The sequence below is a fragment of the Lentzea kristufekii genome (assembly GCF_033949925.1).
GTDB lineage: Bacteria > Actinomycetota > Actinomycetes > Mycobacteriales > Pseudonocardiaceae > Lentzea > Lentzea kristufekii.
Genome location: NZ_JAXAVV010000022.1, coordinates 119,512 through 141,083, shown reverse-complemented (window position 1 = coordinate 141,083; position 21,572 = coordinate 119,512). Strand labels below are relative to the sequence as shown.

The window sequence follows — 21,572 nt, the reverse complement described above, 5'->3', positions numbered from 1 at the left end:
ATGGCGCTGTACCTCGGTATTGGCTGCCTGCTGCTCGCGGTGTTCCTCGTGGCATTCGCTCTCGTGGCGAAGCCACGGGTCACTGCCGCCGGTTCCCTCGCGCTGATCGAGACGAGCTACTCGGCCGCCGTGGCGGCGAAACCGGACGCGGTCGTCTCGCCGAGCTGGTTGCGGTCGATCGCTCTGCGGCTGTCCCCGGCCGGCATCGCGTCGCGGTTGCAGCGCCGCCTCGACCTCGCGGGCAACCCGGCCACGTGGACGCCGGACCGCGTGCTGGCCGCCAAGGGCCTGGGTTTGCTGCTCGGTCTCGCGCTGGGCGGCCTGCTCGGCATGGGTTCGGCGGGCTGGCTCGTCGTCGGCCTCGTGCTCGGCGCCGTGTTCGGCTTCTTCCTGCCCGACCTGCTGCTGCTCAACGCGGGCCAGAAACGCCAGGAGAAGATCCGCCGTGCACTGCCCGACGCGCTCGACATGCTCACCGTGTGCGTGGAAGCGGGTCTCGGCTTCGACGCGGCCATGGCCCAGGTGGCCCGCAACACCTCCGGCCCGCTCGCCCAGGAATGCGCCCGCGTCCTGCAGGAGATGCAAATAGGAAAGTCTCGCAACGAATCCCTGCGAGCCCTGACCCTGCGCACCACCGTCAACGAGCTCCGTTCCTTCGTCTCGGCTTTGGCCCAGGCGGGCGAGCTGGGCGTCCCGATCGCCTCCGTGCTGCGCGAACAGGCTCGCGAGATGCGTGTCCGCCGCCGTCAGCGCGCCGAGGAACAGGCCCAGAAGGTGCCGGTGAAGATCCTGTTCCCGCTGATCACGTGCCTGTTCCCGGCCATGTTCGTGATCATCATCGGCCCTGGCGCCATCAGCATCGCCCGCGTGCTGATGAATCTGTAGGTCCCTGTCCATCGAGGACCGAGGACTCTGTTAGTCCCTTCGGTGTAACCAATTCGTACGTCCGGAACGACATGCGGGTTGAACCTTCAACGAGGGGGCGGCTCATGGGAATCAAAGTTGTCGTCGTCGACGGACACGCACTCACTCGCTTCGGCCTGAAAATGCTCGCCGCCGCGTACCCCGACCTGGAGGTCGTCGCGGAGGCGAGCACGGCGGCCGAGGCCCCCGCGCTCATCGCCGAGTTCGCTCCGGACGTGGTCACCGTGGCGGTGGGCCTGCCGGACGGCAACGGCCTGCGCCTGGCCCGCGAAATGCGAGACCGCCATCCGGCACTGGGCATAGTCGTCCTGACCTCACACGGCGAGGACGACGTGCTCTTCCGCGCACTGGAGACCGGCGCCTCGGCGTTCGTGGGCAAGTCCGCCCCCATCGAGGAGATCCTCTGCGCCATCCGCCACGCGTCCGTGGCGGCCTCGTCGTTCACCGCCACTGGCCTCGCCACCGCCATGGCCCGCCGCCACGCCGCCCACCTGACGCTGAGCCCGCGCGAACGCGAGGTGCTCCACCTCCTGGGCCAGGGCGTGTCGATCCCGACGATCGCGCGAACCCTGTTCGTCTCGCCGTCGACGGCCAAGACCTACGTCTCACGCCTCTACGAGAAGCTGGGCGTCTCCAACCGCGCCCAGGCCCTGATGACGGCCCTGCGCATCGGCCTGATCCACAGCGACGCAGCGACCGCCTGACCACCCGGTCCCCATCGGGTCAGGCCCACCAGAACGTCCACAGCGTCGCGGCACTCACGACCAGCACCGCCAGCGACGCGACCGGCGCCTTCCAGTCCGCGTACCAGTCCGCCACGATCTGCCCGCCGACCACGAGCAACGCCGCCACCACGTGCGCGACGACGGACAACGTCCCAGGTCCAGGCAGATCGCGGGAGTTCGCGTAGAACTGGACGCCGATGTTCCCCAAAGCGAGCAGCACCATGCCCACCGCGAGCACTCCGCTCACGGCGCGCAGGAATCCGTAGGTCCGCGACGGTCGCTTCGCTGCTTCCACGTCCACTCCAGCCACCCTACGGGTCCGGGGATGCGCGAGCAGTCATGGCCCGGACGCCCCGGCAGCCGCGTACGGCAAAAGCCGCACTCCGTGCCCCCTTGCGGTCCCGCCGGCTACGGCGCCAGCAACGCCCAGGGGTCCAGGGAAGGCGCCGCCTCCTGCCCCTCCGGACAGCTCCGCCGGAAGTCGCACCACTGGCACTGCCGCCCCGTCACCGGCGGGAACAGGACCTCCTGGTCACCACCGGCCTTCAGCGTCTCCGTGGCCAGGTCGATCTCGTCCGCGGCCTCCTCCGCCCGCCGGACGTGCCGGGCCAGCGACTCCTCCGTGTGCTCCCACTCCGCGATCGACCCCGACGGCAGGTGGTGCAGCTCGACCCGGCGGCAAGGCTTGCGCAGCGTGCGCCGGGCCGCGAGGGCGTACAGGGCAAGCGCTTGCGAGCCGCGGGCGTCGTCAGAGGTCAGGACGTGACGGCCGGTCTTGTAGTCGACGATGACGAGCTCGCCGTCGCGGTAGTCGATGCGGTCGACCCGGCCCTCGGCCACGATGCGCTCCGTCGGCGACGACACCCAGCGCTCCACGCCCAGCGGTTCGAAGTCGACGTCCAGCGACGAGACGTACTCGTGGACCCAGCCCTGGGCTCGGGTGCGGTACTCGGCGGCCTGGTCGACGTCGCGGAAGCCTTCGGACTTCCACTGCCGGTTCAGCAGTGCGACGGCCTGGTCCGGGGTGCGGCGGTCGGGCGGCAGGTCGAACAGGGCCTTCAGGGCGTTGTGGACCACGGCGCCCAGCGTGTTGTGCGCCCAGGCACCGCCCCGAGGAGGTGAAGGCCGGTCCAGGTAGGTCATCCGGAAGCGCCGCGGACAGCTGGTCCACGTCGACAGCTTCGCGGGCGTGACGCGCACGAGCCTGCGGGGTGCCGCGGTGCCGAAGTCGAAGCCGAGTTGTTCCACCCAAACAAAGTTACTCAGGCACCCTGACAGTTTTTGATTGCCCCTGCTCCGCAGATGGCGGCGAGTTCGTCGGGAAGTCGGTCGCTACATTCGCCGCATGGAGATCTGGCACAACCCGCGCTGCTCCAAGAGCCGCGCCGCCAAGCAACGCCTCGACGACGAGGGCATCGAGTACACCGAACGGCGCTACCTCGACGACGCCCCGTCAGCTGAAGAGCTCGACCACGTCCTGAAGCTCCTGAACAAGGAGCCGTGGGAGATCGCACGCACCAAGGAAGCCGCGTACCCGAAGCTGCTCGAACACGACCGCGCCCAGTGGATCGCGCACACGGTCGCCAACCCGAGCCTGATCGAGCGCCCGATCATCATCGACGGGGACGAGGCCCACATCGAGCGCTAGACCCCGGACGAGATGAAGCCCTGCACGGACGAGGCGACGAGCTGCACGGCGATCGCGGCCAGGAGCAGACCGGCGATCTTGGCCATGAGCAGGATCCCGCTCTCCTTGAACACCTTGATCAGCAGGCCGGCGGACCTCAGCGTCCCCAGCAGCACGAGGTGCACGGCCACGATCGCCGCGGCCAGCGCGAGGTAGGAGCCCCAGTCGCCGTTCGCCTGACGCACGAACACGATGGTCGCGGCGATGGCACCTGGCCCTGCCAGCAGCGGCGTCCCCAGCGGCACCAGGGCGATGTTCACGTCCTCGACCTCGGGGTGGTTGGTCGCGCCCTTGCCCGTCAGCAGGTCCAGCGCGATCAGCAACAGCAGCAGCCCGCCCGCACCCTGCAGGGCGGGAATGCCGATGTGCATGTACGCCAGGATCGAGTTGCCGGCCACCGCGAACAACGTGATCACCAGGAACGACACCAGCACGCCCTGCCGCGCCGCCTGCTTGCGGGCCTCGCGCGACTTGCGGCCGACCAGCCCCAGGAAGACCGGCACGGTCCCGGGCGGGTCCATGATCACCAGCAGCGTGATCGAGGCCTCGATGAAGAGCCGCAGGTTGAACACGGGAACACCGCCCTATCCGACGAGGATCTTGCAGCCTGTCGCCCTCTCGGCCAGAGCATCCAGCATCTCCGGTGCCGTCGTCTCCGCGCCGAGCCGGACCGTCTTGTTCGTGCCGTGGTAGTCACTCGACCCGGTGACGATCAGGCCCAGCGAGTCGGCCAGCGTGCGCAGCGACCGCCGCGTCTCCTGGTCGTGGTCCGGGTGGTCCACCTCGACGCCGAACAGGCCGGCGGCGGCCAGCGAGCGCACGACGGAGGGCGCCACGACGGGGCCGCGGGAGCGGGCGAAGGGGTGGGCCAGCACGGTGACGCCGCCGGCCTCGGTGATCATCTCGATCGCGCGCTCGACGGGGGTGTCGGTGCGTCCGACGTAGTACTGGCCGCCGGTCAGGAACGTCGCGAACGCCTCGTCGACCGAGGTCACCACCCCGGCGCGGATCAGCGCCTGGGCGAGGTGCGGGCGTCCGGCCGGCGCGTCGAACGGCAGGCGGGACATCAGGTCGACCGGGTCGATCGGGAAGCCGTCGGCCTGCATCATCTCGGCCATCTTCTGCAGCCGCGTCCGCCGCTCCTCACGCAGGCGCGACTGCTCCTTCATCAGCATGGCGTGCGTCGGGTCGTACAGGTACGCCAGTAGATGAACGGTGATGGTGTGGCCGTAGCCGTCGGCCGAGGAACACGACAGCTCGGCGCCGCGCACCAGCTTCAAGCCGGACGGCAGCGCCGCCTCGGCCTCGGCCCACCCGGCCGCCGTGTCGTGGTCGGTGATCGCCACCGCGTCGAGTCCCGCGAGGGACGCCGCCCTCACCAGTTCGGCGGGGCTGTCGGTGCCGTCGGACTCGGACGAATGGGTGTGCAGATCGATGACCACGTCGTCCAGTGTGGACGACGTGGCGAACGACCCGTGTTACGGGACCATCTTCTTCCCGCGCGCCGCGCGCTGGGCCTTGATCATCGAGAACCGCTCGGCCTGTGCCTTCTTGTCGCCGAAGGTCAGTTCCGAGATGGCGTCGTAGACCTCTTCGGGGTCCGGCAGGAACTCCAGGCGGTTCAGCGCCTGGATCTGACCCGCCGACTCCACGATGAGCGTGCCGTAGCCGAACATGCGTCCGCCCACGGTGCGCTCGTAGGTGAGGTCGGTGACCTTGCTGATGGGCATCATCGCGACCTTGGTCTCGAAGACGCCCGACGTCAGCATGAAGCGCTTGTCGGTGACGACGATGCGTTCCACCCACCACTCGATGATGAAGTAGGAGAGCCGCAGCAGGACCAGCAGCGCTCCGTACCACAGCACGTTCTGGATCACGCCTGCGTCCGCCGGGAGCAGGTACGAGATCATCATGAAGCCGGCGAGCAGTGCCGCCGCCTCCAGGACGTCCCAGATCAGGTAGGACCAGTGCCTGCGCACCCGGATGACCCGACGCTCGCTCGACAGCAGGTAGTCGTCCGGATCACGTGGTGCGAACATGCGCTACCAGCCCTTTCCTGGTACCAGGCAGTGCCCTGTCTGACCTGCTCCCGCCACCCCGCGGGTGGCTGCTACCAGACTAGAAGACGGAACGCACGAACGTGATCAGCGCCTCGGCCGCGGTTCGCAGCGAGTTGAGGATGTTCTGCACGAGTTGAGCCGCCTGCTGAGGCTCCGCGATCAGGAAGAACAACAGCAAGGCGATTCCAGCGAAAGTGAGAATCTTCTTCAAGTTCACGGTGTCCACCCCGTCCGCGTCGCACCCGTTTGGCGCCGTTCGTGACCGTTGTACAGCACGATTCAGCACCTTGGGAGATTTGTACCGCAGCCGGGGTAGCGGACAGCACCGCCGATCCGGTGTGACTACGCTTCGTGATCGTGACGCCCAGCAGCAAGCGCACGATCCGTTGCGTCGGAGCCGTGGTTCATGACTCGAACGGGCGACTACTGCTCGTGCGGCGCGCTAATCCACCTGGTGAGGGCCTGTGGTCGATACCGGGCGGGCGAGTGGAGCCGGATGAGACGGATGAGGCGGCTGTGACTAGGGAACTAGCCGAGGAGACGGGACTCTCCGTCACCGTCGGCCGCCTCGTCGGCCACGTGGAGCGACCGGCCCCGAACGGGGTTTTCTTGATCTTCGACTACGAATGCCAGGTCACGTCGGGTGTGCTCCGAGCGGGCGACGACGCATCGGATGTCGCTTGGGTCGACCGTGCGACCTTGGACACACTTCCGACCACCGAAGGGCTCGTGGAAGCGCTCTCCGGCTGGAACTGCCTGCCCAGGGCCTGATCAGGGTTCACGCGTTAGGGGCGGGCGTTCAACGCCAAACGAGACGTTGCCCGTGGGCCTCGGTGGTCGCCAGCGTGGTCGTCTCCACGCCTGACTCACCGACACGGATGAGTCGCAGCTCACCGGCCTCGTGCGCGGCCCACCAGACAGGTCTGCCCAAGGCCGACAACGCGGGCACGAGGTCGAGGCCGGACCCGCTCGTGATGACGACGAGCGGCGCGTCGATCGGCTCGACCGCCTTGGCGAGGTCCGCGACCGGGTCACCGGTCACCAGGCGCGGCGGGTTCTTGCGCAGCACCCCGCACGCGACTCCGAACAGCCGCAGCCGCTCCGGCTGATCGGCCCACACGCAGGCCTCCAGCCACGCGTAGGCGTCCTCGTCGGCCAGATCGGCGGGCGCCACCCCGATGCCCGCCTTCGCGGCCACCTTGACCGTCTTGGGCAGCTTCGGCAGTGCGGCGCCGGGAGCGAGCTCCAACGCGCAGTGCAGTCCCAGCGCGGCCTTGGCCGGCCCGGCGACGAGCTGGCCGGCCTCCGCGGTCTGGTAGCGGTACGAGTACTGGTCGAGCCCGAGCAGCAGACCGGCCGTCGTCGCGGCCTCCACGAGCCCGATCGGCCCGCCCGCCTGCTTCGCCGCGGCCGCGACGGCCGGGTAGAGCAGAGCCGCGCGCCGCACCTCGTTGGTCTGGATCACCTGGCTGGACACCAGCGCCCGCACGCGGTCGCCGCGCTCCAGCAGGAAGTCCCGGAACAACGGCCAGGTGCTCTCGTCCGCGCCGTACGTCCCGCCGAGCGACGGGTAGTAGTTCGAGAGCTGGTGGAACGGCTCGGCCTGCACCAGCCGGTGCGCCGCCGCCAGCAGGAGCTCGCCCGTGGCGTTGTCCTCGCTGGCGGCGGTCAGCAGGTCGGCGACCTCCGGATCTGCGGCGGCACGCGACGCGAGGTGCTCGTAGAGCGGCGAGGTCGCCGCGGCCTCCTCGGCGAACGCGCGCAGACGTCGCTGTGCCAGATCCAGAGAAGTCACTTCACTACCCCACAATCAATTGGACACAGGTTCTGGCCGCCCCGGCTGCTCACCACCGCGGGCCTCGCCGTAGGACTGCTTCGGCACCATGACCTTGCGCCTGAAGATGCACACGACCGTGCCGTCCTGCTTGTAGCCGCGAGTCTCCACGTAGACAACGCCCCTGTCGTCCTTCGACTTGGACGGCGTCTTGTCGAGCACCTCGGTCTCACCGTAGATCGTGTCACCGTGGAACGTCGGCTTCACGTGCCGCAGCGACTCGATCTCCAGGTTGGCGATCGCCTTGCCGGAGACGTCGGGCACGGACATGCCCAGCAGCAACGAGTAGATGTAGTTGCCGACGACGACGTTCTTGCCGAAGTCCGTCGTGTTCTCCGCGTAGTTCACGTCCATGTGGAGCGGGTGGTGATTCATCGTGAGCAGGCAGAACAGGTGGTCGTCGTACTCCGTCACCGTCTTGCCAGGCCAGTGCTTGTAGACCGCTCCGACCTCGAACTCCTCGTAGTACCGACCGAACTGCACCGCGCCTCCAACTACGTGTGATCGAGATCTGCCTTAGGTGGGGAGACAGTCTTTACGCGGAGGGAGTACCCTCGGCAACCGGTGTGTGAGGATTTCCACCACCAGTGACTTCGCCCCGAGGAGGTGAGGACCCCTAAATGAGCAAGGACCCCCACCCTGCCAGTACCAAGCGCGTCCTCACCGAGGTGGCCTGCTAGATCGTTCTAGTCAGCCGAGTCCCACCGGTAGGACGCCCGTCGTGCTTTTCGTGCACTTCGACGACGTGTGGCCCTGGAGGAACTCACCATGCCCAGCCTGCCCTCGATCCGCGGACGCGGCGCCCAGCAGCGCCCGACGCCGCACATCTCCGTGCCGTTGTCGCACTACGTGGTCGACTGCGCGGTCTACGTCGACGGCAAGCGCTTGCCCGGCCGGTGGACTCACACCGACGCCGTCAAAGAGGTCAGCAAGCGCAAGGACGGGTTCGTCTGGATCGGACTGCACGAGCCGGACGCCGAGCAGATCGAGGGCATCGCCGAGACGTTCGGCCTGCACGAGCTCGCGGTCGAGGACGCGGTGCACGCACACCAGCGCCCGAAGCTGGAGCGGTACGACAACACGCTCTTCATGGTCTTCAAGACCGTCCGCTACGTGACGAACGAATCCCCCGACACCGCCAACGAGATCGTCGAGTCCGGCGAGATCATGGTGTTCCTGGGCAAGGACTTCGTCATCACCGTGCGGCACGGCAACCACTCCGGGCTCTCCAAGCTGCGGCACGTGCTGGAGGCCGACCCGGAGCGCCTGGAGATCGGCCCGTCCGCGGTGATGCACGCGATCGCCGACCAGGTCGTCGACAACTACCTCGAGGTCACCGACCACATCGAGGACGACATCGACCGCATGGAGGAACGGGTCTTCGCGCCGCGCACCGAGGTGAGCGCGGAGCAGATCTACATGTTCAAGCGCGAGGTCGTGGAGCTGCGCCGCGCGGTGATGCCGCTCGCGAACCCGTTGCGCCGCTTGGCGGAGGGCTACACGCCGCTCATCCCCGAGCAGGTGCGCGCGTTCTTCCGCGACGTCGACGACCACCTCACCGAGGTGTCCGAGCGCGTCACGGCGTTCGACGAACTGCTGACGACGCTGGTCGACGCGACGCTCGCGAAGATCACGCTGCAGCAGAACACCGACATGCGCAAGATCACCTCGTGGGTCGCGATCATCTCCGTGCCCACCATGGTCGTCGGTGTGTACGGCATGAACTTCGACTACATGCCCGAGCTGAAGTGGAAGTTCGGCTATCCGCTGATCATGAGTCTGGTCCTGATCGCCTGCCTGACGCTCTACCGAATACTGCGCCGAAATCGCTGGCTCTAGTCCCGGTTTCGCCCGCTTTCTTCGTTGTAGAAGGGCCCTGTCATGACCAGAATCCTCACCAACATCCGCTTCTGGATCCTCGCGTTCCTGCTCTGCTGGATCACCACCGTGTTCGTGCTGATCAGCGGAACCCCCTGACGTGTACGCGCGGCTGACGAACCTCCGGTTCTGGCTGCTGGTGTTCCCCATCGGCTGGCTCGCGATGGTCTTCGTGTCCATCGCGATCTGGCCGTCACCCGGTGCCGCGTCACCGGACGAGCTCGCCACCGAGGTGACGAACGCGTTGCGCGCACACGACTTCCACAAGCTGGAGCCGTTGCTCGCGGTCGGCGGCGAGGACGTCGCGAAGACGACCACCGACCAGTTCCAGACCGCGCAGGTGGACCGTGGCGTCTACCGCGACGGCGCCATCGTCGTCGAGTACACGCACGACGGCACCCGCGCGGAGTTCCGGCTGCCCGTGGAGATGCAGGACGGCCGGTACGTGGTGAACCCGGTCGTCACTCCCAGGGGGTGACGTTCCAGGTGAACGGCGTGCCGTGGCCCGCGCCGTGGCCGAGGTTCAGCGAGATCCCGGCCGGCCAGAGCTTGAGCAGCAGCTCGAACCGGTAGTCGTCGTCCGTGCGGCGCGGCTCGAAGACCAGCAGTGCCAACGGTGTCGTGGGCGTCGCCTTCGCGGCCGCGTCCGCCAGCACGGCCCTGCCCATCGCCCGGTCGGCGGGCGAGACATACTGCCACACCACGGAGTGCCACACGACGGTGAGCACGTCCCGTTCGACGCGGGCGAGCTGTTTCGCCAGCCACTCCGGACCGGCCGACCGGTCGACCCTGACGGGGTCGGTGGCGGCGAGGTCGAGCGCGTCCCGCAGGCGGTTCCACCTCTCCAGCTGGTCCGGCCAGACGAACGAGCTCAGGTGCAGCCGTCCGTCCTCTGTGGACAGGTCGACCGGGTTGAGGTCGCAGCCCGCCCTGCCGACGACGCGCAGCCGGTGGCTCAGGTCGGCGGACGGCCTGCCGGTCCACTCCGGGTCGAGGACCAGGAGGCTGTCCGGATCACCCAGGACCGTGTCCTCCAGCTGGTAGCCGACGTGGTGCGGACGCAGGTTGAGCCCGCCGCTCGCACCGACCTCCAGCAGCCGCACGCAGAACGGCACGTGCCGGCCGGCGGCCTTCGCGGCCTCCTGCGCGGCGACCATCAGGCCGCCGTAGAGGGGCGCGCTGCGGCCGGGTTCGTTGGTCTGCACGACCGTGGCCAGGACGCGTTGCCTCAGGACGTCGGCGTGCGCGTTGAGAGCGGGCAGCGCGTCCTCCCACAGCGTCGGCAGGTGGGGCTGGCCGCCGACGGACGGGTAGTGCTTCGCAAGGCCCGGCGCGCGCCCTTCGAGCACGAGCCGGTGGACGGCGCCCGCGAACCGCAGCCCAGGCACGGTGCCCTCCCGGTCGCGTTCGGAGCCGGCCATGATCCTGGCCGTGACACCGCCCTGCCGGAGGTCGTCGGCAGCGTCGGTGAGGAGTCGCTGGGTCAGCGGACTGCGGTCGCGGCATCCGTGGGCGGCCGCGGCGAACAGCTCGGCAAGCACGGTGAACACGCTAATGGCAGCGCTGTCCCGCGTCATGTGGGGAAAGACCTCATTACAGTGCTGGGATGGCTCGGATTCTGGCTGTCGCGGACGAGGTGGTCGAACAGCTGTGGACCGATCAGGTGCACCAGCACTCGGCCGTCGACCTGATCGTCGCGGCGGGCGACCTGCCGTTCGACTACCTGGAACACCTGGCCAACGCCCTGGACAAGCCGCTGGTGTTCGTCCCCGGCAACCACGACACCGACCTGTCGGGCTACTCGAACGTGCGCGGCCTGTGGACCAAGGCGGGCGTGCCGGTGCGGTGGCCAGGACCAGCCGGTGCGGTGAACGCGGACGAACGCGTGGTCGATGTCGCCGGCCTGCGGATCGCCGGTCTCGGTGGTTCGATCCGCTACAACAAGGGCCCGAACCAGTGGACGGAACGGCAGCAGGCCCGCCGTGCCCGCCGGGTGTCCCGGCTGGCCGGGTGGCGCAGGCTGCGGGACGGACGTGGCGTGGACGTGCTGCTGACCCACTCACCGCCGTTGGACTGCGGCGACGAGCCCGACGGACCGCACCGCGGTTTCGACTGTTTACGTGGACTTGTCTCGCGGCTGCAGCCTTCGTTCATGCTGCACGGCCACATTCATCCGCACGGCGTGCCGCGCCCAGACCGTTCGCTGGGCGCCACACGCGTGATCAACGTCGTTCCGCAGAAGGTGCTGGAGATCTCGGGAGGTCGTGATGAGACGTGACACCGGTTTCCCCGTGGCCGACGCCGAGAGCGACTTCCTGCGCGCTCGCCGCCGTCAGGTGATGTCGCGCCTCGCGGCCTGGCTGCGCCGCGAGCCCGACGACGTGAACATCATGCTGCCGTTCCACGAGGTCGTGGACGCCCTGGGCATGGCCTCGGAGAAGCGCCTGGGCCTGCAGACGATCCGCCTGGACTCGATCGTCGGCAGCGTCGACCGCACCCGAGACTTCGACCGCCGCTTCCGCCCGACCTCCGGCCGCGTCCGGGAACGCTGGCAACGACTGGCCCTGGCCGCGCGCCGCGGCGAGAGCCTGCCGCCGATCGAGGTGTACCGGGTCGGCGAGCTGCACTTCATCATCGACGGCCACCACCGGGTGTCGGTGGCGCACGCGATGGGCCTGGAGGTGATCGACGCGTACGTCACGCAGGTGATCACCCGGATCAACTCGTCCGGCATCCGCTACCGCGGCGACCTGATCGTGAAGGACTACCGCCGCCTGTTCCTCGACCGCGTCCCCCTGAGCGGCGAGGCCCGCGCCGCCGTGGTGCTGTCCGACCCGTGGCACTACGCCCAGCTCGGCGAGCACGTCGAGGCGTGGGGGTTCCGGCTGATGCAGGACAGCGGCCAGTTCCTGGACCGCTCCGAGGTGGCGCGCCGCTGGTACGCCGACGAGTACAAGCCGGTCGTGGCGATGCTGCGGCAGGCCGACATGATCGGCGACCGCACCGAGACCGAGGCGTACATGTGGGTCGCGGCCGAGCGGTACCGGCTGATTCGCACGCATCGATGGGACGCTGACGTCATCAACGCCGTGCGGGAGGAAAGTCAGTCGCACGGACGCAGCCCACGTGGCTAGCGTGCGCGCGTGACTGATCTTGTTTCCGAACGTCTCATCTTGCGCCAGTGGTCCGAGCTCGACGTGAAGGCAGTGGTCGCGGACGCACGCCAACCGGCGTGGGCCGCCGACTTCCCGTCCGAGGGCGACACGGTGATCGCCGGACTCCTCGCCTCGAACCCGGACTGGCTCTCGCCGTTCGGCCATCGCCTGATCATCGAGCGGTCGACCGATGAGGTCGTGGGATCCCTGGGTCTGTTCTGGCCTCCTTCCGACGGCCGGGTGGAGATCGGTTACGGCGTGGTGCCCTCACGCCAGGGACGCGGCTACGCCTCGGAGGCGGCCGCCGCCCTGACCGCGTTCGCGCTGGAACTGAACGACGTGCACACCGTCCACGCCAACGTGGAGGTGGCCAACCCGGCCTCCGCCCGCGTGCTGGAGAAGGCGGGCTTCACCCGGTACGCGAGCACCGACGAGCTGATCAGCTACCAGCGCACGGTCGGCTGACCGGTCCGCACTCGCGGTCGAGCACCTCGGGCCAGTCCCCGTGCCCGAGGCCACCGTTCGGCAGCACGTCACGCCAGTCCACCCGCAGCGCACGCACCTGCGCCCGCAGCACCGACACGTCGCCGGCGGCCGCCAGCACCACCGCGGCATGGACGCGTTCCACGTCCTGGTTGCCGGTGAACGCGCCGACGAGCCGGCCCAGCACCTCGTCGACGAGGTCGGCGTGGAAGTCCGTGCGCACTCTCGCGGCGATCCGCTCCGAACCCGGTTATCGGGGCGCCACCCTCGGCCCGTCCGCGTCCGGCAGCGGCCGCGCCTGGTCCAGCACCTCGTCGGTGTACTTGTCGAGCAGCCGCGTGCCGATCTGCTGCGCGTACCCGAAGATCACGGCCCACAGCAGCAGGGCCGCCGCGGACGGGATGCCGATCAGCCCGCTGGTGACCCCCGCTCCCAGCGCCAGGATGCCGACCACCGCCAGTGCCGCACCGAGCATGATCTTGATCAGCGCCTGGTACCCGATCATCACGTACGGCGAGAGCGATGGCCGGCGGCGTAAGAGCAGCACCACCGCGGCCAGCACCGCGCCGAACGACCCGAGCACCTGCACCAGCCACACGTCCACACCGGACGCCTTCACCGTGCCGCCGGGGCAGACGGTGGGCAACGCGTTCTCCTTCGGGTCGACGCACAGCGGGATGATGCCGGGCTTCACGATGCCGACGACGCCGAGAACCGTGTTGATCACGAACAGCACGAGGGACGCGGCGATCAGCTTGTTGCGCAGCGCACGCGAGCCGGCGTGCGCGAAGTCCGAGTTGTCGTAGGCGGCCCGCAGCGCGTCCACCACGATCGCGCGCTCGACCGCGGGCGTGAACTCCCCCGGCCGCAACGCTTCCAGGGCACGCCGGCGCGGATCGTCGTCGTCCAGGTACTGCGCCACCCGCGCCCGCAGACCGGGCAACCGCCCCAGGAACCCGCGCTCGGCCGAGATCGTGGCCACCTCGGCCTCGTGCAGGGCGCGCCAGGCACGTTCGATGTGCCAGCCCGACCACCACGACGGCAGCATGCGCCACCACGGCTCGCGGGCGTTGAGCATCGCCTCGACCACATCGGCCTGCACCTCGGCCGTGCGACGCCACACGTCGCCCTCGGGATCGACCGGATCCGACGGGCCGAGGGCAGCCAGATCCGCGCGGACCCGGTCCAACCGGGACTGCACGACGAGTCTCCAGTCGGTGACTCTGGGTTTGCGCTCGGCCATGTCCCGATGGTGACAGGAGGGTCCGACAATTTCCGCAGCCATCCGTGTGACGTGCGCAAACGTCACCCGAACACCTCAGTCCGTGATCGTCTGGCGCACCGCACGGAAAGTAGCGGCCGGTCGAATGCGGTGCCGACGTAGGCGGGGAGCGGGGAAACCACGCGCGGAAGCTGACACCGGGTCGAGCTCGGCCGTCCGCAGCCGACCAGAGGGGAAGGCGCCGCACAGGGCACCGGGCGACGCCTCCCCCACCCGCTCAGGCGGTCTGCGAAGGCTCCACCAGCGCACGGAGCCGGGGAGGCATCCTCTTCTCCAGCCCGTACGGTTCGAGGTGGGCCTGCAGCACGCCCGTGAACGCCCGCTCCACCGAAGCGGTGTCCCAGTTGTCGCTCTCCAGGATCGGCTGCTTGAAGTACGGCTGACCCACGATGTGCAGCTGCCTGCCGTTGCACCGGATGACCTGCCCGGTGATGCCCTCGGCGCGGTCCGAGAGCAGGAACAGCACCAACGGCGCCACCTTGCCGGGCGTGCGGTCGGCCGGAATGGCGCGCAGGGAGCGTTCCGACTTCCACACCATCCGCGTGTGCGCGACGGGGCAGACGGCGTTCACGCGGATGCCTTCGGCCTCCAGGTCGAGGGCCCACGAGTAGCTCAGCGAGGCCACGGCGCCCTTGGTCGCCGAATAGGTGGCGAGTTTGCGCTGACCGAATGACGCACCGGAGGAAATGTTGATGATGGAACCGCCGCCGGTGGCCCTCATCGCGCGCATCGCCGCGATTCCGGTGTAGATGACGCCGAGGACGTTCACCTCGACCACGTGCTTGATGGTCTCCGGGTCGTCTTCCCACGGTGCGGTCTCGTAGTTCAGGCCCGCGTTGTTCACCAGACCGTCGACGCGGCCGAATTCGTCCACGCACAGGTCGACGATCTTGGCCGCCTCGCTCGGGTCCGCGACCGTGTGGTTCGAGGCCACTGCGCGGCCGCCGAACTCGCGGATGTGCTCGGCGACCCGTTCCGCGAGGTCGCTGTCGTTGTCGTTGACCACCACCGACGCGCCCGCGAGGGCAGCGTGCATCGCGTAGGCCTCGCCCAGTCCTCGGCCGGCCCCCGTGATGACTACCGCTTTTCCGTCCAGGATCCCCATTGCACGCTCTCTTTCACTCGGCGGCGGTTCACGGGAACCCCCCTGTGGTCCTGTACCCGCCTTCGACAAGCGTGCGGACTGTCCGAAGAAGCGAAGACCACGTTTCGATGAGATGTCGCTGCCGAGCGCCCAATGGCGAACCGAGTTCGGCAGAGCAGATAGGGCGGGACTAATCAGTCCCAGGTGCACGAGGACTTTCGTCCTCACTCGATCGAGTGACACAAACGGGCCGCCTTCCCGAGAGGGGAAGACGGCCCGTAAAACGAGAATTCACCGTTCCGTGTAAGTCAGGTTCCTGCCGTTGGACGGGTCGAAGAGCTGCACCTTGTCCGCGTCGAACCAGATGTTCGCCGACGCGCCCTCCACCGCCTCGGACGCGGAGGACAGTCGCGTCACGAGCGAGATGCCGTCACCCGGCACGTCGTCCGCTCCCGCGTCCTGCGCGAGCTCCTGGAGCTCCGCCGAGGCCGCCTGCTCGCCCGTGAGGTTGAAGTAGGCGTACTTGTCCGAGCCCATCGACTCCAGCACGTCAACCTGGTGCGTGAACTTGCCGCCCGACGACAACGCCGCCGCGTCGACCAGCGCCGCGTCCTCGAAGTGCTCGGGGCGGATGCCCATGATCACCTCGCGGGGCGCGTCAGCGGCCTCGACCAGCTGCCGCACCCGGTCCGTCAGCGTCACGTCGCCGATCACCGACCGCAGCGCGCCGTTCTCCAGCGTCGCCGGCACGAAGTTCATCGACGGGGAACCGATGAAGCCCGCGACGAACAGGTTCGCCGGCTGGTCGTAGAGGAACTGCGGCGCGCCGATCTGCTGCACGACACCGCCGCGCATGACCACGACCCTGTCGCCGAGGGTCATCGCCTCGGTCTGGTCGTGCGTCACGTACACCGTGGTCGTGCCGAGCTGCTTCTGCAGGCGCGACACCGAGGTGCGCATCTGCACGCGCAGCTTGGCGTCCAGGTTGGACAGCGGTTCGTCCATGAGGAACGCCTTGGGGTTGCGCACGATCGCGCGGCCCATCGCCACGCGCTGCCGCTGGCCACCGGACAGGTTGGACGGTTTGCGGTCGAGGTGCTGCGTGAGGTCGAGGATCTCCGCGGCCTCCTTGACCTTCTTCTCGACCGTGGCGTTGTCGACCTTGGCCAGCCGCAACGGGAAGGCCATGTTCTCCTTCACCGTCATGTGCGGGTAGAGCGCGTAGGACTGGAACACCATCGCGATGTCGCGGTCCTTGGGCGCCTTCTCGTTGACGCGCTGCCCGCCGATGCGCAGCTCGCCGTCGGTGATGTCCTCCAGGCCCGCGATCATGTTGAGGGTGGTGGACTTCCCGCAGCCGGACGGCCCGACCAGGATGATGAACTCGCCGTCGGCGATCTCCAGGTTGACCTCCTGCACGGCCAAAGCGCCGTCGGGATACCGCTTGGTCACCTTGTCCAGAACGATCTCTGCCATTGGTCAACTCACCCCTTGACGGCGCCGGAGGTCAGGCCGGCGACGATCCGGCGCTGGAAGAACAACACGAAGAGGATGATCGGGATCGTGATGACCACGGCGGCCGCCGCGATCGACCCGGCCGGGTCCTCGAACTGGGAACTACCGGTGAAGAACGACAGCGCCACCGGCACGGTCCGCGACTGCTCGGTCGAGGTGAGCGAGATCGCGAACAGGAAGTCGTTCCAGCAGAAGATGAACACCAGGATCGCCGTCGTGAACACACCGGGCGCGGCCAGCGGCGCGATGACGCGACGGAACGCCTGCCCCGGCGTCGCACCGTCCATCTTCGCCGCCTTCTCGAGCTCCCACGGGATCTCGCGGAAGAACGCCGAGAGGGTGTAGATCGCGAGCGGCAGCGCGAACGTGATGTACGGCAGGATCAGGCCCGGCCACGTGTCGAAGAGTCCGAGCGAACGCTCGATCTCGAACAGCGGGGACACGAGCGAGACCTGCGGGAACATCGCGATCAGCAGCGAGACGCCCACCAGCAGGTTCTTGCCGGGGAAGTCGAGCCGCGCGATGGCGTAGGCGGCCATCGTGCCGAACACCACGGCGATCGCGGTCGCGATGATCGCGATGCCGATGGAGTTGATCAGTGCCCGCGTGAACTCGGACGTCGAGAAGATGTTCTGGTAGTTCTCGAGGCTCCACTCGCGAGGGATGAAGTTGCCGTCCGCCAACGTCTTCGACGACTTGAACGACAACGACACGATCCACAGCACCGGGATCAGCGCGTAGATCACGACGACCGTGTTGAGCACACCCCAGCCCCACTTCTTGGCCGGGGTCTCCGCTCCTCCGATGCCCGCCATCAGCGCTTCCCTCCGTCGTCACTGCCGGGGGCAGCGGTGCCGAAGAGCTTGATGAACACGAACGCGATGATCGCGACCATGATGAAGATCAGCACGGACATGGTGGACCCGATGCCGAGGTTCAAGCCCTTGATGAGGTTGTTGTAGGTCAGCATCGACACCGACGACGTGCCCTGCGAACCCGCGGTGAGCACGAAGAGGTTGTCGAAGATGCGGAACGCGTCGAGCGTGCGGAACAGCAGCGCCACCAGAATCGCCGGCTTCATGATCGGCACGGTGATCTTGATGAACCGCTGCCACCCGCTCGCGCCGTCCATCGCGGCGGCCTTGAGGAGGTCGTCGGGCACCAGCGCCAGGCCCGCCATCAGCAGCAGGGCCATGAACGGCGTGGTCTTCCAGATCTCCGCGAGACCCACGACCATCAGGGCCGGGATCTTCTCCGTGAGCACGGGATCGCCACCGAGCGCCTCGGCGAGGTAGCCGGTGCCGGGCGTCCAGGCGAAGCGCCAGGAGAACGCGGCCACGACCGTGACGATGCCGTACGGGATCAGCGTCGTCGTGCGGACGATGCCTCGGCCGACCAGTGCGCGGTGCATGATCAGCGCGAGCGACATGCCCAGCACCAGTTCGATCGCGACGGTGACGACGGTCAGCAACACCGTCACCCACACCGCGTCCCACCAGTACGGGCTGCTGAGGACGGTGACGTAGTTGTCGAACCAGATCCACTCGGTGCGGTCCGGGAACTTCAGGTCGAACCTCTGCATCGACAGCAGCAGCGAGTAGAGGATCGGCCAGCCGGTCACCGCGATCATGGTGATCGCGGCGGGCGCGCAGAGCAGCCAGCCGAGCCTGCGCTCGGCCTTCTTGCCCTCGCTCAACGCTTTCTTCCTGGGCGCGACGGGAGCCGGTGTGGCCCCGGTCGTCGCCGTGTCCTCTGTCGTCGTCTGGCTCACGGCAGCACCCCCTTCGAGTCGAGAGCGTCCTGCAGTTCCTTGCGGAGCCTGTCCGCCGTGGCCTGCGGGTCGATGCTCGCGGGCGGCGACAGGATCGTGGAGATGACCGTCGAAACGTTCTGGTAGGCGGGCGTGCGCGGCCGCACACTCGCGTTCTTCAACGTCTCCTTGATGTCGTCGCGCATCGGGTACGCCTCGGCCATCTCGGGCTCGTCGTAGACGGCCTCGATGGTCGGCGGCACACCGTCCTTCAACGCGGCGAGCTTCTGGCTTTCCGCGCCGCGCAAGCACAACACCGCGTCGAACGACTCGTCCGGGTGCGTGGTGTAGTTGCTGACGGCGTAGTTGATCCCGCCGACGGTGACCTTCGCCTTCTCACCGCTGACCGCGGGGTACGGCGCCCACTTGAAGTTCTTCGCGAAGTCCGGCTTCTTCTGCGCCGCCGCGTAGACGTACGGCCAGTTGAGCTGGAACGCCGCGTTGCCACCCTCCATGGCGAGGCGCGCGTTGTCCTCGGCCGCGTTGGAGAACGACGGGTCGATCGCCTTCGACGTGGCGAGCTTCTTCAACGCCGCCAACGCTTCCACGGCCTTGGGGTCGACGATGGCCTTCGTGCCGTTCTCGTCGAGGATGGTGCCGCCGTTCGAGTTGACCAGGGTGTTGTACAGCACGACGAGTCCCTCGTACTGCTTTCCCTGCGCCACGATCTGACCGGGCTTCCCTTCCGCCACCAGCGCCTCGGCCATGGAGATCATCTCGTCCCACGTCTTCGGCGGCGTGGGAACGAGGTCGGAGCGGTACCACAGGAGCTGGACGTTGGTGTTGTCCGGAGCCCCGTACAGCTTGCCCTCGTAGGTCGCCGTGTCGAGCGGCGTCTTCAGCGTGCCGGTCTCCACCTGCGACTTGACCGAACCGGTGAACTCCCTGATCCAGCCCGCCTTGGCCAGCTCCGCGGTCCACGTGACGTCAAGCCCGAGGACGTCCATGCTGTCGTCCTCTGCCGCGAGTCTGCGCACCATCTGTTCGCGCTGACCGTCCGCCTCCCGCGGCAGCTTGTTGTAGACGATGTTGTATCGCCCGCCGGCCTTCGCGTTGCAGCTGTCGACGATGGCCTGGAAGTTCTCCTGGGGATACTTGTAAACGTTGACGGTGATGCCTTGGTCGCCAGACCCGCACGCCGTGAGCGTTCCTGCCGCGAGCATCGCGGCTCCCACTCCGGCGGCGAGTCGATAGCGCCTCGTCGCACCCATCGGCCCTGCCTCCTTCCCGACTACACGGAGGAGCCAGACCGCAGCGCCCGGCACCTCGTCGTGCCACCGGCCGCACCGGGCGGACCGGTCAACCGAACCTAGGCCTGGTGATCACGAGCCGCAACCAAGGGAAGCAACGATTCAGAACCAATGGTCTTATGTGAGTCTTAAGAACTCGGGTTCACCGGCCGCATCGCGAGCTTCGCGAGCAGGTCACGGCCCTTCTCGGCGGATTTCGGGTGGCAGAGCACGTCATACCGGTTCGCGACCAGTTGACTCGCCGACTGGAAGTCCCGCTTGCCGCGCGCGGACCCGTACCCGACCGCCGCGAACACCAGGCCGAAGAAGACACCGGTGATCAGACCGGTCAGCACCGGCCCGACGGTGACACCTGGCTCCGGGCTGAACAACGTCAGCAGCAGACCGACGAACAGACCGAACCACGCGCCGCTCGCCGCGCCGGTCATGAGCACCCGGCTCCACGTGAGCTTGCCGGTGATGCGCTCGACCAGCATCAGGTCCACACCGACGATCATGACGTCCTGCACGGTGAAGTCCTCGACGGCCAGGAAGTCGACCGCGCGCTGTGCTTCCTCGTACGTGGCGTACGAACCGATCGGCCACCCCGTCGGCGGAGTGGGCAGGCGGGGAGGGACGCCGGGCCGGTTCGGGTTGGCGAACGGACTCGTCACGGGGACCACCTCTGTCGGACGCGCTGATCGTTCCATCCTGCCAGTGCCCCGTACGGCGTGCCGATACGCCTACAGGTGTTTTGCCGGTTTCAGCCTTCGGGCGGCATGACGACGTGGTCGTCGTCGTTGCCGGGCCGGAAGAACCGCCAGTCCTCACGCCCCGAGTCGCCGCACCGCGCCTCGATCAGGAAGCCGTCCGAGAGGAACACGGTCAGATCTCCGTCCGCGTCCAACTCGACCGACGTCACGACGACCTCTGCTCCGCCCAGGTGCGTGGTCAGCGCCGCCGCACGGACGTCGAACCTGTTGGCGCCCTGCACGTCCCAGTCGAACTCGCCCTCACCGGTCCAGCCCGGTGGTGGCAGGTGGATGTCGGAGGCCCCGGTGAGGCGCTCGTCGCCGAGGTACACCCGCCACGGCCCCTGCAGGTGCAAGGCGAACTCAGCGACCTCGCGGGTGGCACCCCGGTGATCGGGCAGCTCGAGAACGGGCCCGAACCCCAGCCAGACGAGATCGCAGGCACGGCCTGCGTAGCGCCACCGCGCCCCGACCAGATCCGCCAGGGACCGGCGCGCCGCGTCGATCACCAGGTCGTTCACCGGCACATCATCACCGCGGACCGTCAGCCGGGAAACGCGATTTCGAACCGGTGCACGAGCGCGCGGTGCGAGCGCGCGTACGCGTCCCGCCTGTCCGCCACTCGTTCCGTCTCCTTCTGCAACGCCTCGCGGGCCGCACCGGCGTTCCCGCCGAGCAGGTGGATGATCGCCAGCTTGCGGGCCCGCTCGAAGTCGAGCAACGACTCCGGCTTCGCGACGAGTTCGCGGGCGAGGGTGTCCCACTTGGCGTACTTGTCGATGTACGGCTTGCCGTGCTTGAGGAACGCGGCCACCAGCGACGCCGCGACGGAGGCGTGGTCGCCGCCGGGGGTGAAGGTCCACTTCCAGACGGGCTTGTCGGGCGTCAGGTGGCCGAGCGGCGCGGACACCACCGGTGTGGTCGGGATTCCGACGCCCAGGGTGCGGCAGACCTCGTCGTAGTGGCGGAAGCAGACGCCGGCCAGCGGGGTCAGGTCGAGCGCGCCCGCGATGCCGAAGCCCAGCCAGCCGGAGACTCCGCCACCGCGTTCCTGGAGCCAGACGTGGCCGCGGCGGACGAAGCCCGCTGGGCGCAGGGCGGTGTCCACGGCGACGAGCGCGTCGGTTTTCGGTGATGGCCTCACGAGCCACAGG

28 protein-coding genes are annotated in these 21,572 nt (G+C 68.2%); 9 read left to right on the top strand and 19 right to left on the bottom strand.

Going from position 1 to position 21,572, the window contains the following annotated elements:
* Entirely contained in the window at positions 1 to 885 is an 885-nt protein-coding gene (locus SK571_RS35325; protein WP_319988441.1) for a type II secretion system F family protein, read from the top strand.
* A 104-nt stretch (positions 886 to 989) separates the two neighbouring features.
* Positions 990 to 1,628, top strand: a complete 639-nt coding sequence (locus tag SK571_RS35320; protein WP_319988440.1) for a response regulator transcription factor — start codon at positions 990 to 992, stop codon at positions 1,626 to 1,628.
* A gap of 19 nt (positions 1,629 to 1,647) precedes the next feature.
* On the opposite strand, the gene SK571_RS35315 is transcribed toward SK571_RS35320, so the two are convergent.
* Both SK571_RS35315 and SK571_RS35310 read right to left on the bottom strand, forming a co-directional pair.
* On the bottom strand, positions 1,648 to 1,950 hold the full coding sequence (locus SK571_RS35315; RefSeq protein WP_319988439.1) for a hypothetical protein: 303 nt from the start codon (positions 1,948 to 1,950) through the stop codon (positions 1,648 to 1,650).
* Positions 1,951 to 2,057: 107 nt separating this feature from the next.
* The gene (locus SK571_RS35310; protein WP_319988438.1) at positions 2,058 to 2,897 is read right to left on the bottom strand and encodes a RecB family exonuclease; all 840 of its coding nucleotides are present in this window, start codon (positions 2,895 to 2,897) and stop codon (positions 2,058 to 2,060) included.
* A gap of 97 nt (positions 2,898 to 2,994) precedes the next feature.
* Between SK571_RS35310 and SK571_RS35305 the strand changes: the two genes are divergently transcribed.
* Positions 2,995 to 3,297 carry an ArsC/Spx/MgsR family protein gene (locus SK571_RS35305; RefSeq protein WP_319988437.1) on the top strand — a complete coding sequence of 101 codons (303 nt, stop codon included), beginning with the start codon at positions 2,995 to 2,997 and terminating at the stop codon, positions 3,295 to 3,297.
* On the opposite strand, the gene SK571_RS35300 is transcribed toward SK571_RS35305, so the two are convergent.
* From SK571_RS35300 to SK571_RS35285, 4 genes are all read right to left on the bottom strand, one after another.
* Positions 3,294 to 3,908 carry a MarC family protein gene (locus SK571_RS35300; RefSeq protein WP_030480912.1) on the bottom strand — a complete coding sequence of 205 codons (615 nt, stop codon included), beginning with the start codon at positions 3,906 to 3,908 and terminating at the stop codon, positions 3,294 to 3,296. The two genes, SK571_RS35305 and SK571_RS35300, sit on opposite strands and share 4 nt — an antisense overlap.
* A 12-nt stretch (positions 3,909 to 3,920) precedes the next feature.
* On the bottom strand, positions 3,921 to 4,778 hold the full coding sequence (locus SK571_RS35295; protein ID WP_406602079.1) for a PHP domain-containing protein: 858 nt from the start codon (positions 4,776 to 4,778) through the stop codon (positions 3,921 to 3,923).
* Positions 4,779 to 4,814: 36 nt separating this feature from the next.
* Positions 4,815 to 5,375 carry a PH domain-containing protein gene (locus tag SK571_RS35290; RefSeq protein WP_266040941.1) on the bottom strand — a complete coding sequence of 187 codons (561 nt, stop codon included), beginning with the start codon at positions 5,373 to 5,375 and terminating at the stop codon, positions 4,815 to 4,817.
* Between the two features lie 79 nt (positions 5,376 to 5,454).
* Positions 5,455 to 5,613, bottom strand: coding sequence for a hypothetical protein (locus tag SK571_RS35285; RefSeq protein WP_169746024.1), 159 nt, complete (start codon positions 5,611 to 5,613; stop codon positions 5,455 to 5,457).
* 134 nt (positions 5,614 to 5,747) lie between these two features.
* Between SK571_RS35285 and SK571_RS35280 the strand changes: the two genes are divergently transcribed.
* On the top strand, positions 5,748 to 6,167 hold the full coding sequence (locus SK571_RS35280; protein ID WP_406602078.1) for an NUDIX hydrolase: 420 nt from the start codon (positions 5,748 to 5,750) through the stop codon (positions 6,165 to 6,167).
* A gap of 28 nt (positions 6,168 to 6,195) precedes the next feature.
* Here SK571_RS35280 and SK571_RS35275 read toward each other — a convergent pair whose 3' ends face one another.
* A complete protein-coding gene (locus SK571_RS35275) occupies positions 6,196 to 7,191 on the bottom strand; it encodes a DUF2332 domain-containing protein (RefSeq protein ID WP_319988435.1) in 996 nt (331 codons plus the stop codon).
* Positions 7,192 to 7,206: 15 nt separating this feature from the next.
* Positions 7,207 to 7,713 carry a MaoC family dehydratase gene (locus SK571_RS35270; RefSeq protein ID WP_090065688.1) on the bottom strand — a complete coding sequence of 169 codons (507 nt, stop codon included), beginning with the start codon at positions 7,711 to 7,713 and terminating at the stop codon, positions 7,207 to 7,209.
* A gap of 285 nt (positions 7,714 to 7,998) precedes the next feature.
* Between SK571_RS35270 and corA the strand changes: the two genes are divergently transcribed.
* Together corA and SK571_RS35260 are read left to right on the top strand one after the other, a co-directional pair.
* Positions 7,999 to 9,069 (top strand): magnesium/cobalt transporter CorA, encoded by a 1,071-nt coding sequence (gene corA / locus SK571_RS35265; RefSeq protein WP_319988434.1) that lies wholly within the window; start codon positions 7,999 to 8,001, stop codon positions 9,067 to 9,069.
* A gap of 139 nt (positions 9,070 to 9,208) precedes the next feature.
* Complete coding sequence (locus tag SK571_RS35260; protein ID WP_319988433.1) at positions 9,209 to 9,586, top strand: hypothetical protein; 378 nt, start codon at positions 9,209 to 9,211, stop codon at positions 9,584 to 9,586.
* Here SK571_RS35260 and SK571_RS35255 read toward each other — a convergent pair.
* The gene (locus SK571_RS35255) at positions 9,570 to 10,649 is read right to left on the bottom strand and encodes a DUF2332 domain-containing protein (protein ID WP_319988432.1); all 1,080 of its coding nucleotides are present in this window, start codon (positions 10,647 to 10,649) and stop codon (positions 9,570 to 9,572) included. The two genes, SK571_RS35260 and SK571_RS35255, sit on opposite strands and share 17 nt — an antisense overlap.
* 65 nt (positions 10,650 to 10,714) lie before the next feature.
* Between SK571_RS35255 and SK571_RS35250 the strand changes: the two genes are divergently transcribed.
* From SK571_RS35250 to SK571_RS35240, 3 genes are read left to right on the top strand one after another with little or no spacing between them, the layout of a single operon-like run.
* Positions 10,715 to 11,386 (top strand): metallophosphoesterase family protein, encoded by a 672-nt coding sequence (locus tag SK571_RS35250; RefSeq protein WP_319988431.1) that lies wholly within the window; start codon positions 10,715 to 10,717, stop codon positions 11,384 to 11,386.
* Entirely contained in the window at positions 11,376 to 12,242 is an 867-nt protein-coding gene (locus SK571_RS35245) for a ParB N-terminal domain-containing protein (protein ID WP_319988430.1), read from the top strand. The genes SK571_RS35250 and SK571_RS35245 overlap by 11 nt, the downstream gene beginning before the upstream one ends.
* Before the next feature lie 9 nt (positions 12,243 to 12,251).
* Complete coding sequence (locus SK571_RS35240) at positions 12,252 to 12,728, top strand: GNAT family N-acetyltransferase (RefSeq protein WP_319988429.1); 477 nt, start codon at positions 12,252 to 12,254, stop codon at positions 12,726 to 12,728.
* Here SK571_RS35240 and SK571_RS35235 read toward each other — a convergent pair.
* The 10 genes from SK571_RS35235 to SK571_RS35190 all read right to left on the bottom strand — a co-directional run bounded on the left by SK571_RS35235 (position 12,703) and on the right by SK571_RS35190 (position 21,562).
* On the bottom strand, positions 12,703 to 12,969 hold the full coding sequence (locus SK571_RS35235) for a hypothetical protein (RefSeq protein ID WP_319988428.1): 267 nt from the start codon (positions 12,967 to 12,969) through the stop codon (positions 12,703 to 12,705). The genes SK571_RS35240 and SK571_RS35235 overlap by 26 nt on opposite strands.
* Before the next feature lie 27 nt (positions 12,970 to 12,996).
* Positions 12,997 to 13,989 (bottom strand): hypothetical protein, encoded by a 993-nt coding sequence (locus tag SK571_RS35230; protein WP_319988427.1) that lies wholly within the window; start codon positions 13,987 to 13,989, stop codon positions 12,997 to 12,999.
* A gap of 256 nt (positions 13,990 to 14,245) precedes the next feature.
* Complete coding sequence (locus SK571_RS35225) at positions 14,246 to 15,133, bottom strand: SDR family NAD(P)-dependent oxidoreductase (protein WP_319988426.1); 888 nt, start codon at positions 15,131 to 15,133, stop codon at positions 14,246 to 14,248.
* A 270-nt stretch (positions 15,134 to 15,403) separates the two neighbouring features.
* Positions 15,404 to 16,588, bottom strand: coding sequence for an ABC transporter ATP-binding protein (locus SK571_RS35220; RefSeq protein ID WP_319988425.1), 1,185 nt, complete (start codon positions 16,586 to 16,588; stop codon positions 15,404 to 15,406).
* 8 nt (positions 16,589 to 16,596) lie between these two features.
* Positions 16,597 to 17,442: a carbohydrate ABC transporter permease gene (locus SK571_RS35215; RefSeq protein WP_319988424.1), complete on the bottom strand. Its 846-nt coding sequence runs from the start codon at positions 17,440 to 17,442 to the stop codon at positions 16,597 to 16,599.
* A complete protein-coding gene (locus tag SK571_RS35210; RefSeq protein ID WP_319988423.1) occupies positions 17,442 to 18,398 on the bottom strand; it encodes a carbohydrate ABC transporter permease in 957 nt (318 codons plus the stop codon). The genes SK571_RS35215 and SK571_RS35210 overlap by 1 nt, the downstream gene beginning before the upstream one ends.
* Positions 18,395 to 19,648 carry an ABC transporter substrate-binding protein gene (locus SK571_RS35205; RefSeq protein WP_319988422.1) on the bottom strand — a complete coding sequence of 418 codons (1,254 nt, stop codon included), beginning with the start codon at positions 19,646 to 19,648 and terminating at the stop codon, positions 18,395 to 18,397. Before SK571_RS35205 ends, SK571_RS35210 begins: the two co-directional genes overlap by 4 nt.
* A 167-nt stretch (positions 19,649 to 19,815) precedes the next feature.
* Complete coding sequence (locus SK571_RS35200; RefSeq protein WP_319988421.1) at positions 19,816 to 20,376, bottom strand: general stress protein; 561 nt, start codon at positions 20,374 to 20,376, stop codon at positions 19,816 to 19,818.
* 53 nt (positions 20,377 to 20,429) lie between these two features.
* Positions 20,430 to 20,939, bottom strand: a complete 510-nt coding sequence (locus SK571_RS35195; protein ID WP_319988420.1) for a hypothetical protein — start codon at positions 20,937 to 20,939, stop codon at positions 20,430 to 20,432.
* 23 nt (positions 20,940 to 20,962) lie between these two features.
* On the bottom strand, positions 20,963 to 21,562 hold the full coding sequence (locus SK571_RS35190; protein ID WP_319988419.1) for a hypothetical protein: 600 nt from the start codon (positions 21,560 to 21,562) through the stop codon (positions 20,963 to 20,965).
* Positions 21,563 to 21,572 lie beyond the last annotated feature (10 nt).